General features: G+C 74.5%; 9 protein-coding genes. 5 read left to right on the forward strand and 4 right to left on the reverse strand.

What is annotated here, in order from left to right; genetic code table 11:
* The first annotated feature begins 11 nt into the window (after positions 1–11).
* Positions 12–1,163 (forward strand): aminotransferase class V-fold PLP-dependent enzyme, encoded by a 1,152-nt coding sequence (locus CLV63_RS18490; protein WP_170134264.1) that lies wholly within the window; start codon positions 12–14, stop codon positions 1,161–1,163.
* A gap of 779 nt (positions 1,164–1,942) precedes the next feature.
* On the opposite strand, the gene CLV63_RS18495 is transcribed toward CLV63_RS18490, so the two are convergent.
* From CLV63_RS18495 to CLV63_RS18515, 4 genes are all read right to left on the reverse strand, one after another.
* Positions 1,943–2,812 carry a Gfo/Idh/MocA family protein gene (locus CLV63_RS18495; protein WP_106584398.1) on the reverse strand — a complete coding sequence of 290 codons (870 nt, stop codon included), beginning with the start codon at positions 2,810–2,812 and terminating at the stop codon, positions 1,943–1,945.
* A complete protein-coding gene (locus CLV63_RS18500; protein ID WP_211301365.1) occupies positions 2,809–4,029 on the reverse strand; it encodes an ROK family transcriptional regulator in 1,221 nt (406 codons plus the stop codon). Before CLV63_RS18500 ends, CLV63_RS18495 begins: the two co-directional genes overlap by 4 nt.
* A 21-nt stretch (positions 4,030–4,050) precedes the next feature.
* Entirely contained in the window at positions 4,051–5,925 is a 1,875-nt protein-coding gene (locus CLV63_RS34090; RefSeq protein WP_211301366.1) for an ABC transporter permease, read from the reverse strand.
* Positions 5,926–5,997: 72 nt separating this feature from the next.
* A complete protein-coding gene (locus CLV63_RS18515) occupies positions 5,998–7,386 on the reverse strand; it encodes an ABC transporter substrate-binding protein (RefSeq protein ID WP_245928893.1) in 1,389 nt (462 codons plus the stop codon).
* 224 nt (positions 7,387–7,610) lie between these two features.
* Between CLV63_RS18515 and CLV63_RS18520 the strand changes: the two genes are divergently transcribed.
* From CLV63_RS18520 to CLV63_RS33640, 4 genes are read left to right on the forward strand one after another with little or no spacing between them, the layout of a single operon-like run.
* Positions 7,611–8,657, forward strand: a complete 1,047-nt coding sequence (locus CLV63_RS18520) for a zinc-dependent alcohol dehydrogenase (RefSeq protein WP_106584401.1) — start codon at positions 7,611–7,613, stop codon at positions 8,655–8,657.
* 5 nt (positions 8,658–8,662) lie between these two features.
* The gene (locus CLV63_RS18525; RefSeq protein ID WP_245928894.1) at positions 8,663–9,484 is read left to right on the forward strand and encodes a sugar phosphate isomerase/epimerase family protein; all 822 of its coding nucleotides are present in this window, start codon (positions 8,663–8,665) and stop codon (positions 9,482–9,484) included.
* Positions 9,481–10,812, forward strand: a complete 1,332-nt coding sequence (locus CLV63_RS33635; protein WP_170134265.1) for an MGH1-like glycoside hydrolase domain-containing protein — start codon at positions 9,481–9,483, stop codon at positions 10,810–10,812. Before CLV63_RS18525 ends, CLV63_RS33635 begins: the two co-directional genes overlap by 4 nt.
* A complete protein-coding gene (locus CLV63_RS33640) occupies positions 10,809–12,728 on the forward strand; it encodes an amylo-alpha-1,6-glucosidase (RefSeq protein ID WP_170134266.1) in 1,920 nt (639 codons plus the stop codon). The genes CLV63_RS33635 and CLV63_RS33640 overlap by 4 nt, the downstream gene beginning before the upstream one ends.
* The last annotated feature ends 26 nt before the right edge of the window (positions 12,729–12,754 follow it).

Below are 12,754 nucleotides of genomic sequence, written 5' to 3' on the forward strand. Positions count from 1 at the left end.
AGGATGCGGTCGTGCGCACTGACATGGCGGCCGAATTCGGCTTCGACCCCGGCCTCACCGTCCTCAACCACGCCTCGTTCGGGGTGCCGACGCGGGAGTTGCTCGACGAGGCCGACCGGTACCGGCGCGCGATCGAGCGCGACATCGCGCGCGGCCTGGGCCGGGCGTTCCTGGCGGAGGCCCGGCCCGGTATCGAGGAGACCGCCCGCCGCCTCGGCGCAGGCGACATGGCGTTCGCGTTCACCTCCAACACCAGCGAGGGCGCCTCCGCTGTGGCGGCGGGCTGGCCGCTGGAGGAGGGCGACGCCGTCGTCCTCGGCTCGGCCGAGTACCCGCCGGTCGTCCGCGCGTGGCGGCAGGCGGCCGAGCGCGCGCGTGCGCGCGTCGTGCTGGTCGACCTCCCGCTTCCCTGGACGGCGGAGGGGTGGCGGCACGCGCTGGCAGCGGCGGCCCAGGAGACGCCGGTCGCCGCGGCCCACAACGTCGTGGGCGTGGTGAGCCTGGTCGCGTCCGCACCGGGCGCCGCGCCCCCGCTGGCGGAGTTCCGCACCTGGCTGCGCGGGCTCGGCGGATCCCTGGTGGTCGACGCCGCCCACGGTCCCGGCCACGTCGACCTGGACATCGACGGGCTCGGCGCCGACGCCGTCTTCGGCACCCTGCACAAGTGGCTGCCGATCCCGCGTGGCGCCGGGTTCCTCGCGGTCAGGGAGGAGTACGCGCACCGGATCGTGCCGCCGGTCGTGAGCCACACCCACGACGCAGCCGCGCTCGAGGAGCGCTTCGCGATGCCCGGCTCGTTCGACCCCGTGCCGCGCCTGCTGGTCGCGTCGGCCTGGCGGACCTGGCAGGAGTGGGAGGACGCCGGGCTGCTCAAGGCGGCCGTCGGTGTCGCGGACACAGCCGACGTGCTCCTTTCCGAGGCGGGCCTGCGCCCCACGAGCGAGGCGGGCCTGCGCGCGCCCCGGCTGCGCGGCTTCTCCGTCCCCGGCCTGCCGGTGCCGGAGGTCGCGGCGGTCCTCGCGGACGCCGGACTGCACGCGTGGCTCGGCCCGCTGCCGGACGGCACCACCGGCCTGCGCGTCGCCACCCACGTCTGGAGCGAACCCGTCGACATCGAACGCCTCGCCGACACCCTGCGCCCCCACGTGGCGGGGGCAGCCTGACGCACCGCGCGCGCCGCGCCGCCATCGACCCAAGGGGGCGGCACATTCCATGGCCACCCGCCGTCCCCACGCAGGTCGAAGGCTGCCGCTCCGCGCGGCGCGCAGTGCCGTTGACTTGATGGGAACGAAGGCGTGCTCACCGACCTGGCGATCCGGCAACCTGGGTGGCAGATGGCCTGCCGCTGCGCGGCACTACGCGGAGCGGACGCAGGCATCCGGAGTCGAGTCCGTCCGAGAATGAGGCCGTCCGGGGTCGAGTCCGTCCGGGGTCGAGGCCGTCCGAGGAGGAAGGCGCCCGGGGGCGAGGGCGTCCTTGACTCCGGGGGACGGTGCCCAGGCTGCCGGAAAGCCTGCGCAGCAGCGACGGCCGATACACATCCTGCACATTGCTCGCAGGACCTGGTGCCGCACGGAATCCACCGCAGCCACGCCCAAGCGCCCAGCCCTGGCCATCACCGCAGCACAGCCGCCGTGCGATCAGTGCGTGGCGGGGCCTGGTCGCCCAATCCCGAGGTCTGCTTCGGCCGTCGCGGGCCCCCGCTGCGCGACAATCGCGAAGCGGCGCAGTAGGGGCGTGCGCAGGCTTTCCGGCAGCCTTGCCCAGGTTCGCTGTTGGGAAGGGCGCTCTCGGCACCAACCCCCGGCATGAAGCCGAGGCCAAGGCCGATACCCGCTCTCACGGTCAACGGCATCGGAGCGGCGCGAAGCATCACGGTCTGGTTTGGGGCACCAGACCTCAGGCACAGGCCCGCTGCCGTACGGTGCGGGGCCGGGCGGGGTCAGTCTTCCTGCGCCATGGCGATCAGCTCTTGGAGGCGCAGGCCGCGTTGGGCGTCCAGCTCGGGGGAGTGGCCTGAGCGGACGGCGGCGGCGAACTCCCGCCGCAGGACGGGGCGGCACTCGTCGTGGTCGATTCCGGCGCTGTCGAAGACGAGCTCCTCCTCGGGGCCGAACAGCTCGATCCGGGTCCGCGCACGCGGCAGCCGCACCGCACCCGACAGCGACGCCTGGCTGACGGCCCCGTTGTCGTGCTCGCAGGTGAGTTCGATCCATCGGCGTGCGTCGCCGGTGGACCGCACCGCCACGATGGGCCCGACCGCCGCGTCGAGCAGGTCGAGCAGGTGCGGGCCCAGGTCGAGCAGCGCGCCGTGCTCCACGCGCCACTGCGTCGCCAGTTCCCCGCCGAGGAACGCGCCGTGCAGGTAGCACGACCGCGCACCGGCCACCGGCTGCCGCCGCGCGGCGGCGAGGAAGGCGCGCGTCGCGGGGTGGTACCGCTTGGTGAGCACGAGCTGGGACACCACCCCGGCGTCGGCGACGGCCCCGGCGACGCGGCGTGCCCCGTCGAGGGTGAGCGCGAGCGGCTTCTCCAGCAGCAGCGCCTTTCCGGCCCGTGCCGCCAGGGGCGCGAGTTCGGCCTGCACGTCGGGCGGGACCGCGAACGCGACGGCTTCGCACCGGTCGAACAGTTCCGCGACGCTGCCCGCCGCAGTGGCGCCGTGCCGCGCCGCCAGCGCGTGCGCGGCATCGGGCCGGCGGGCCCACACCGCGGTCAGTGCGGTCTCGGGCCCCGCGGCGAGCACGGGGGCGTGCATGGCGGCGGCCCAGGGGCCCGCTCCGATCAGTCCGACTCCGACCGGTGCGGTCATGCCCCGGCCCCCTTCCGCAATCGGGCGTCCGCCTGCGCGGGCGCGTACAGGTGGTCGACGACGAGGTGCCCCGCGCCGCGCAGCCCGGCGTGCTCCCCGAGGAGCCCCGTGACCACGTCCAGGTGCCGGGTGATGCGGGGCAGCGCCCGCTTGTAGAGCACCTCGCGCATCCCGGTGACGAAGTTGGGTTCGGCGAGGTCGCCGGCGATCATCAGCACACCCGGGTTGAGCAGCGACACCACGGTGGTGAGGACTTCGCCGACCCGCTGGCCGGCCGCGCGGGACAGCCGGACCGCGTCGGGCTGCCCGGCGCGCAGGTGCTCGCGCACCCCCGACCCGGACGCCGTGGGCACCCCGAGTTCGGTGAGGGCGCGGGCGAGCGCGCCGCCGCTGGCGAGCGCCGCGAGGCAGCCGTACCCGCCGCACTGGCACAGTGCCGCGTCGGCGTCGGCGCCGTTCATGCGGATGTGCCCGATGTCGCCCTCGCCGCCGTCGATGCCGCGCAGCACCGACCCGCCCACGATGGCGCCTGCGCCGATGCCGGTGGAGACCTTGACCAGGGCGAACGTGGGGCAGTCGGGGTAACCGGCCGCGTGTTCGCCGAGCGCCATGAGGTTGGCGTCGTTGTCGACGAGGACGTCGACGTCGAAGTGCTGCCGCAGGTGCTCGCGGATGGGGAACGCGTCCCACCCGGGCATGATCGGCGGCAGGACGGGCCGACCGGAGGGGAAGTCGATGGGGCCGGGCACGGACAGCCCGATGCCGCACACTTCGTCCGCGCCGCGCCCGGCCTCGGCCAGCAGGGTGCGGAACCACTCGGCGACGCGGTCGAGGACGGGGACGGGCCCGTCGGCGACGCGCAGCGCAGCGGTGCTCTCGGCGAGCGGGCGCCCGCCGAGGTCCAGGACGGCGGCGCGCGCGTGGGTGGTGTCGAGGTCGGCGGTGAGCACCACGGCGTGGCCCTCGTCGAATTCCAGCCGGGTGGGCGGGCGTCCGCCGGTGGACGACTCCACCCCCGACTCCTTGACCCAGCCCGCGTCGAGCAGCACGTCGAGCCGGTGGACGACGGTGGAGCGCGACAGGCCGAGGACCTCCTGGAGTTCGCGCCGGGTCACGGCCTCGCCGCTGCGGATGAGCCGCAGCATGTGGCCGGGGCCCGTCGAACCGCCCGCCGTCATCGCCGCGCCCCGCTGGTGCTGCCGGACCTCGTTTGCCACGCCACCCTCAGCTCTTGTCGGCTAGCTCTTGTCCGCTCCGCTGGTCAACCCTTCGGTGAGCATCCTCTCGGCCGCGTAGAACAGGACCACCACAGGAACGGTCAGCACGACCGACCCTGCCATGAGGACCGTCTTGGACACCTCGATGCCGTTGGCGAGCTGCTGGAGGCCGAGCGACACCGTCCACAGGCCCGGTTCTGCGGCGAGGAACAGCAGCGCGAAGAGGAACTCGTTCCAGGCGATCATGAAAACGTACAGCCCCGTCGCCATCAGCGAGGGCGCGGCGAGCGGCAGGATGATCCGGCGCATCGTCGCGAGCCGGGAGCACCCGTCGAGCGCCGCGGCCTCCTCGATGCTCTTGGGGATGGTGGCGAAGTAGTTGCGCAGCATGTAGATGGACACCGGGACGGTCTGCGCGATGTAGACGATCGCCAGCCCCACCAGGCTGCCCTGGAGGCCGATCTTGGCGAACATGACGAACAGCGGCACCGCCAGCAGGGTGGCGGGGAACAGGTAGACGGCGAGGAACAGGGCGCTGACGTGCCGGCCGCCGAAGAAGTTCAGCCTGCTGATGGCGTAGGCGCCGGGCACCGACGCGAGCAGGGTGAGCGCAACGGTGCCCAGCGACACCAGGGCCGAGTTGCGCAGCAGCAGCAGGAAGCCCTGCCCGCCGTCCTCGGTGGAGGTCAGCACCGCGCGGTAGGTGTCGAGGGTGAACTCCGACGCCGACACCCAGATGCGGCCGGGGTCGACCAGGAGCTGCTCGATGGGCTTCACCGACAGCACCAGCATGTAGTAGAAGGGGAAGAGGGTGATCAGCGCCAGGAAGGCGATCACCACCCAGCGCAGCGCGCCGAACAGCCGGTTCTGGAACTGGGTCGCGGTCATTGCGCCTCCTCCTGCGTCTTCCTGCCGAAGAACCTGAAGTAGATGCCGAGCAGGACGGTGAGCACGACCGCCAGGACGAGGGCCTGGGCGGCCGCGGCGCCGACGTCGAAGCGCGCGGTCAGGAAGTCGTAGACCCGCACCGCGGCCATGTCGGTTCCGGCGCCGCCGCCCGTGAGCAGGTAGACGTCGTCGAACTTGTTGAACGTCATGATGAAGCGCAGCACCGAGAGCAGCGCGATCACGGGCATGATGCTGCGGGAGCAGGATGTAGCGGAACTTCTGCAACGGGGTCGCCCCGTCCACGGCCGCGGCCTCCTCGATCCCGCCGGGCATGGCCTGCAACCGGGCCAGCAGGAAGAGGAACGCGAACGGGAAGTACCGCCACATCTCGAACGCGATGACGGTGAGCAGGGCCACGGGGACGGGCACGGTGGCGCCGAGCACCGACACGTCGGTGGAGCGCTGGCTGAGGAACGCGATCGGGTCGTCCCAGCCGAGGTAGCGGGTGCCCCATTCGTTGACGACGCCGAACTGGGGGCTGAGCATGATCTCCCAGACGAACGCCACGGCGACGACCGGCGCCACGTAAGGCAGCAGCATCGACCCGCGCAGCAGGCCCCGGCCGCGGAAGGGCCGCCGCAGGGCCAGCGCCGCCACCAGGCCCAGCGCGATGGACCCGATGGTCGACCCGGCGGTGTAGACGAGGGTGGTCCACAGCGAGGTCCAGAAGCCCGGCGAGAAGAAGATCAGCTCGAAGTTGCGCAGCGTCCAGTTCCCGAGGATGCCGCTGGTCGGGATGTCGACGAGGCGCGAGCGCTGGAACGCCAGCAGCACCGTCCACGCGATGGGCAGGACGACGACCACCAGCACCACGAGCAGCGTGGGGGAGACGAACGCCAGCCCGGCGCGGTTCTCACGGGCGGCGAAGGAGGTGCCGCGGCGGGCGGGGCGCGGTGCGGCGCCGGTCCCCTCCGGTGGCGGGGTGGTCCGGTGTTCGGGTGGGGACATGGGAGCTACCTCGCGTGCTGTTCTGCTGCGGTTCGGTGCGGTGGCCGCATGCGCGGGGCGCGGCGGGCGCCGCTACCGCAGCGACTCCTGGATGGCGGTGACGTCCTCGTCGGCCTGCTCGGCGGCCTCCCGCGCGCTGAGCTGGCCGCCGGCCTGGGCGCTCACGGCCTTGGGGACGGGGAGTTCGCCCAGGGTGGCGCCGACCAGGGGGCCCTGGCCTTGGACGATGCCCCAGCGGCGCATCTCCTGGAGGCCTTCGCGCTGCCGGTCGAGGGTTTCGGCGGAGAACACCTCGGACAGCGGCTTCCTGGTGTCGACACCGGCGTCGGCCTCGTCCCAGGCCCGCTGGAACTTGTCGGGGTCGTCGGGCGGGCCGGTGCGGACCGGGAACTTGCCTTCGGGGGCCATGCCGAACCAGTCGCCGTAGCCCTCGTCGAGCATGTAGCGGACGAACTCGCGCGAGCTGCCCTGGTGCGCGGTGGTGGTGACGGTCCACGAGGTGACCTCGCCGAACTGGGCGGGTGCGGCGCCGTCGGGGCCCTTGACCGCGCTGACGACTCCGCTGTTGTCCGCCAGCCATTCGGGGTCGTCGGCGCATTGGGGGCAGCTCGGCAGGGCGTCGTCGCGCAGCCCCGCGAGCTCGTCCAGGATGAAGGAGGACCAGACGATCATCGCGGAGCGCCCGGCGAAGTAGGTGGCGCGGGTGGTGTCGACGTTCTGGATGCCGCTGGGCCCGTAGTCCTTGGCGAGGTCGCCGTAGAAGGCGAAGGCGCGCCGGCACTCGGGTGTGTCGAGCCGGATGTCGCCGCCCGCGTCGACCAGTTCGCAGCCGTTGGCGAGGGCGAAGTACTCGAAGCTCTGCTGGGTGAACGCGTCGCTGGGGTCGGTCGCCAGCGAGATGCCCTTGCGCCGGCCGGTCTGGAGGGTCTCGGCGGCGTTCTCGATGTCGGCGTAGGTCTCGGGTGCCGGCAGCCCCGCCTCCTCGAAGAGGTCCGTGCGGTAGACGAGGAGCTGGGTCCAGGCGTCGGAGGGGACGGCGAGCCGGGTGCCGCCCTGCCGGGTGAGGTCGAGGGCCTTGGGAGTGAACGTACCGGGGCCGAGGTCGCCGACGACCTGGTCGGGCACGCGTTCGTCGAGCAGCCCGTTCGACGACATCTGGCGGACCGCGGCGAGCGGAACGCCGCCGATGACGTCGGGCAGCCGCCCTGCCGCGGCCGCGGACATGACGAGCTGGCTGAGCTGGTTCTCGTCGACGCCGACGAGTTCGACCTCGACGCCGGTCTCGGCGGTGAACCGGTCGACGATGCGCTGCGTCGCCGTGACGCGTTCGGTGAGGTTCTCCAGGCTCCACACGGTGATCGTGCGGCCGTCGTCGTCCTGCGGCGCGGAACAGGAGGTGAGCGCCAGGCCCGCTGCGACGGCGGCCGCGGCGAGCGCCTTGGTCCGGCGGAAGCTTCGCACCGGTCGGCCTCCGGGAGGGGTCGGGGTGTCCGGCGCGGTGGGGCACCGCCCGGGTTCTGAAGTATTGAGACGCATAACATCATTACTTCTGTGTTTTGACAATATGAAAGTGGTCGATATCTTCGACGCAGCGAGTCCGAACCGGCGGCTCCGCCAGGTCGGCGGGCCCCAGCGGGCCCGATACCGCGAGCCGTCCGTGCCGTCGTGTGAACCCGGGAGCCCCCGTGGAACGAGTCGTCCAGTTCGTCGGACCGCGCGAAGTGGCGGTCGCCGCCTACGAGCGGTCTCCGCTGCCGCCCGGGCACCTGCGGGTGCGCACCCGCTACTCCGGGATCTCCGCGGGCACCGAACTCACCGCCTACCGCGGCACCAACCCCTACCTGACCCGCTCCTGGGACCCGGCGGCGCGGCTGTTCCGCGACGGCGCACCCGGGTTCGAGTACCCAGTCGCCGGGTGGGGCTACTCGGAGACGGGCGAGGTCACCGAGGTCGCGCCCGACGTCGCCGGCGCGCCGGGCGTCCCGGCAGTCGGCGACGAGGTCTGGGGCATCTGGGGGCACCGCAGCGAAGGCGTCGTCCCCGCGGAGCGCATGATCGGACACCGGCTGCCCGCGGGGGTCGACGGACTCGCGGGCTCCTTCGCCCGCGTCGGCGCCATCGCGCTCAACGCCGTGCTCGCAGCCGACATCCACCTCGGTGAGCTCGTCGCGGTCTTCGGCCAGGGCGTCATCGGGCTGGTCACCACCCGCCTCGCCGCCCTCAACGGCGGCCATGTCGCCGCCGTCGACGCCATCGACGCCCGCCTCGAGCGCGCCCGCGGCTTCGGCGCCGAACACGCCTTCAACGCCCGTACCGGCAGCGCCGCCGAGCGCATCCGCGAACTGGGGGACGGCGCGGGCGCCGACACCGCCATCGAGATCAGCGGCGCCTACCCCGCGCTGCACGAGGCGCTGCGCTCGGTCGGCCCCGGCGGGCGCGTCGTCGCCTCGGGCTTCTATCAGGGCGGCGGCGACGGCCTGCGCCTCGGCGAGGAGTTCCACCACAACCGGGTCGAGCTGGTGAGCTCCCAGATCGGCGGGGTGCCGCCCCGGCTCGCCGGCCGATGGAGCCCCGACCGCCTCCAGCGCACCTTCCTCGACCTGGTCGCCGCCGACCGGGTCGACGTCGGCTCGCTCATCAGCCACCGCGTCCCCGTCGACGCCGCCGCCGAGGCGTACACGCTCCTCGACGAGCGGCCCGCCGACGCCCTTCAGATCGTCCTGGAGTTCTGATCACCGTGCCAGCAGCCCCGTCCCGCCCGATCCGCCTGTCGTGCCAGGAACAGCTCCTGCCCGGCGACACCCTCCAGGCGAAGTGGGACTTCGCCACCGCGGCCGGATACGACGCCATCGAGCTGCGCGGCAAGGCCGACCACGCCTTCCGCGACCGGCTGCCCGAGCTGCGCCGGGCCCGCCGCGACGGCGTCGTCATGCCGACCGTGTGCGTCGACATGCCGCACTTCTTCGCCGCGTTCGACCCCGGCCTGCGCCGTGACGCCATCGAGCAGATGAAGTCGCAGCTCAGCGTCATCGCCGAGATCGGCGGTGTCGGCGCGCAGACCCCCGCGTCCTACGGGATGTTCTCCGCGCGGCTGCCCCCGTTCACCCCGCCGCGCGACGCGGCCGGCGACCGCGAGGTGCTCCTCGAAGGGCTCGCGGACATGGGCGCGCACGCCGAGCGCGAAGGCGTCCGGCTGTTCCTCGAACCCCTCAACCGCTACGAGGATCACATGGTCAACCGGTTGGCGCAGGCCGCGGAGCTGATCAGGGCATGCGGCAGCGACGCGGTGCGGATCGGCATCGACACCTACCACATGAACATCGAGGAGGCCGACCCCGCCGCCGCCGTCCTCGACGCCGCACCGTGGATCGGCCACGCCCAGGTCAGCGACTCCAACCGGTTCCAGCCCGGCGCCGGGCACATCGACTGGCCGGCGGTGCTCGGCGCGGTCGACGCCATCGGCTTCGACGGTTGCCTCGCCGTGGAGTGCCGCCTCACCGGCGACCCCGAGGCCGCGGTCGCGGGCATCCCCGCGTTCCTGCGCCGGGTCGCCGGATGACCCCCGCACCGGCCGCACCCGGCCCCGCCGCCGCCCCCGGGACGGCGGCGGAGCTGCGCCGCGCCGCCACCCGGGTGCTCCTCGGCAACTGGACCGGGCGCTCCACCGTGCCCTCCCGCGGCCTCTACCCGCACCAGTGGAGCTGGGACTCCGCGTTCATCGCCGTGGGCCTGCGGCACCTCTCGCCGCGCCGCGCCCAGTGGGAACTGGAGTCCATGACGGCCGCCCAATGGGCCGACGGGCGGCTCCCGCACATCGTGTTCGACCCCGCCACCCCGCGCGGCGCCTACTTCCCCGGCCCCGACTTCTGGCGCTCGGCCGGCGCGGGCGCCGGCGCGAACGCGGAGACGTCGGGGATCGTGCAACCCCCCGTCCACGCCATCGCGGCGTGGGAGGTGCACCGCGCCGACCCCGAGACGTCGAGGCGGCGCGGCTTCCTGGAGCGGGTCTACCCGCGCCTCGCGGCCTGGCACCACTACCTCGCCCGCGAGCGCGACCTCGGCGGCGCCGGGCTCGCCGCAGCCGTCCACCCGTGGGAGTCCGGCATGGACAACAGCCCGGCCTGGGACGCCGCGCTCGCCCGCGTCGCCCCCGCGCCCGCCGACTCCTTCGCCCGCCGCGACCTCGACCACGCGCCCGTGGCCGACCGCCCCACAGATGCCGACTACGGGCGCTACGTCCGGCTCGCCGCCGATTACCGCGACCACGGCTACGACGACGCCCGCGCGCCGCACGCGTTCCGCGTCGAGGACCCCTCGATGAACGCCCTGCTCATCGCCGCCGAGCACGCCCTCGCCGCCATCGCGGCCGAACTCGGCGGGGACGCGGCCGCCCACAGCGGCCGCGCCGCCGTGCTCACCAAGGCGCTGGTGGGCACCCTGTACGACCCCGGCGCGCGGATGTTCTTCGCCCGCGACCTCGTCACCGGCGCGCACATCGCCGAGCACACCGTCGCCGGGCTGGTCCCCCTCATCGTGCCCGGCCTGCCGGTCGCCGCCGACCTCGTCGCGACGGCGCGCGGCCCCCGGTTCGGCATCGGCCAGGGGCGCCTGGTGCCCAGCTACGACCGCACCGGCCACGCCTTCGACCCGTGCCGCTACTGGCGCGGCCCCGGCTGGTTCAACATGTCCTGGCTGGTGCACCGGGGCCTGGTCCTGCACGGCGCCGCCGACCTCGCGGCCGACCTGCGCACCGCCATGACGGCGGCGGCCGGCCGCACCGGCTTCGCCGAGTACGTCGACCCGCACAGCGGGCAGGCCCGCGGGGCCCGCGCGTTCAGTTGGACGGCGGCAGTGACACTCGACCTGCTCGCGGGGGAGGCGGCGTGACCGACCGGACCGTCCTCGTCCACCGGGGCGTGTTCGCCGCGGTGGACGGACTCGGCGAGATCAGCGGCACCCGGGGCACCGCGCCCGACGGGCTGTTCGCCCGCGACGCCCGGCACCTGAGCCGGTGGCGGCTGCGCATCGACGGCGCCCCGCTCACCCGGCTGGCGCCCGGCGTCCTGGTCCCCGAAGGGACCCGCGACCGGCCGCCGGCGTTCGCGGTGTTCCGCGCGCAGGCCCTCGGCGCGCCCGGCCTCGCCGAGGAGCTGCGGATCGCCAACCACGGCGGCGAACCGCTGGCGGTCCGCGTCCGCTACAGCGCCGCCGCCGACTTCGCCGACCAGTTCGAGCTGCGCGCCGACGAGCGGCGCTACCCCAAGCCCGAGGGCGGGCACGGGCAGCGCACCCGCCCGGACGGCGTGGAGTTCCGCTACCGCCGCGGCGACTGGCTCGCGCGCACCGAGGTCGCCGCCGCCCCGGCCCCCGACGCGGTCACGGCGGGGCCCGACGGCGCCGAACTGGACTGGACGCTGACCCTGCCCGCGCACGGCTCCGCGGTCCTCGCCCTCACCGTCCGCCCGGTGCCCGCGGGGACGCCCGGCCCGGACGGTCCCATCCCCGTCCCCGTGGAGCGGGTGCGCGCCGAGGCCGCCGCCGAGACGGCGGCGTTCGCCGAGCCCCCGCCCGCCCCGCCCGGCGCGGACCCCGATCTCGCGCGGGTCTGCGCGAAGGGCCTGGCCGACCTCGCCGGGCTGCGGGTGCCCGCGCCCGGCCCCGGCGGCGCGGCCCGCGCCGTGCCCGGCGCGGGCGTCCCCTGGTTCCTCACCCTCTTCGGCCGCGACTCGCTGCTCACCTCGCTGTTCGCGCTGCCCTACCGGCCGGCGCTCGCCGCGGCGACCCTGCCGGCGCTCGCGGCGGTCCAGGGCCGCCGCCACGACCCGTCCCGGCTGGAGCAGCCCGGCCGGATCGTGCACGAGGTGCGCCACGGCGAACTCGCGCACTTCGGCCAGGTGCCCTACGCCCGCTACTACGGCAGCATCGACTCCACCCCGCTGTTCCTGGTGCTGCTGCACGCCTACACCGAGGCGACCGGGGACACCGCGCCCGCCGCGGCCCTCCAGGGCGCCGCCCGCGCCGCCGTCGCGTGGATGTTCGCCGACGGGGGGCTCGACGAGCACGGCTACCTGACCTACCGGCCCGACCCCGGCGGCCTGGTGAACCAGTGCTGGAAGGACTCCGACGGCGCCGTCTGCACGGCCGACGGGCGCCAGGCCGAAGGGCCGATCGCGGTCGTGGAGGCGCAGGGCTACGCCTTCGACGCGCTGCGCCGCACCGCCGTCCTCGCCGCCGACGTGTGGGGCGATCCCGGCTACGCCGACCGGCTGCGCGCCGCGGCGGCGCGGCTCCGCGCCGCCGTCCACCGCGACTTCCCCATGGAGCGCCACGGCGGGTTCCCCGCGCTCGCGCTCGACGGTGACCGCCGCCAGGTCGACGTTCTCGCGTCCAACGCCGGGCACCTGCTGTTCTCCGGGCTGCTCGACACCGGCGCCGGCCGGGCGGTCGGCCGCCGCCTGCTGGAACCCGACTTCTTCTCCGGCTGGGGGGTGCGCACCCTGGCGGCGGGGCAGCGCCCCTACCATCCGCTGAGCTACCACCGGGGCAGCATCTGGCCGCACGACAACGCGGTCATCGTGGCGGGGCTCGCCCGCTACGGGCTGGCCGCGGAGGCCGCGCGGGTCGCCCGCGGACTGGTCGGCGCCGCCGTCCGCAACGGCGACCGGCTGCCCGAGGTCCTGGGCGGCCACGACCGGGCCGCGCACCCCGACCCCGTCCCCTACCCGCACTCCTGCTCGCCGCAGGCGTGGGCGGCGGCCGCGCCGCTGGTGCTCCTCGCACACGAAAGGGCCGGGGCGGACTGAATCCGCCCCGGCCCCGCTGCCCCACG

The sequence above is a fragment of the Murinocardiopsis flavida genome (assembly GCF_003014485.1).
In the GTDB taxonomy this organism is placed as follows: Bacteria; Actinomycetota; Actinomycetes; order Streptosporangiales; family Streptosporangiaceae; genus Murinocardiopsis; species Murinocardiopsis flavida.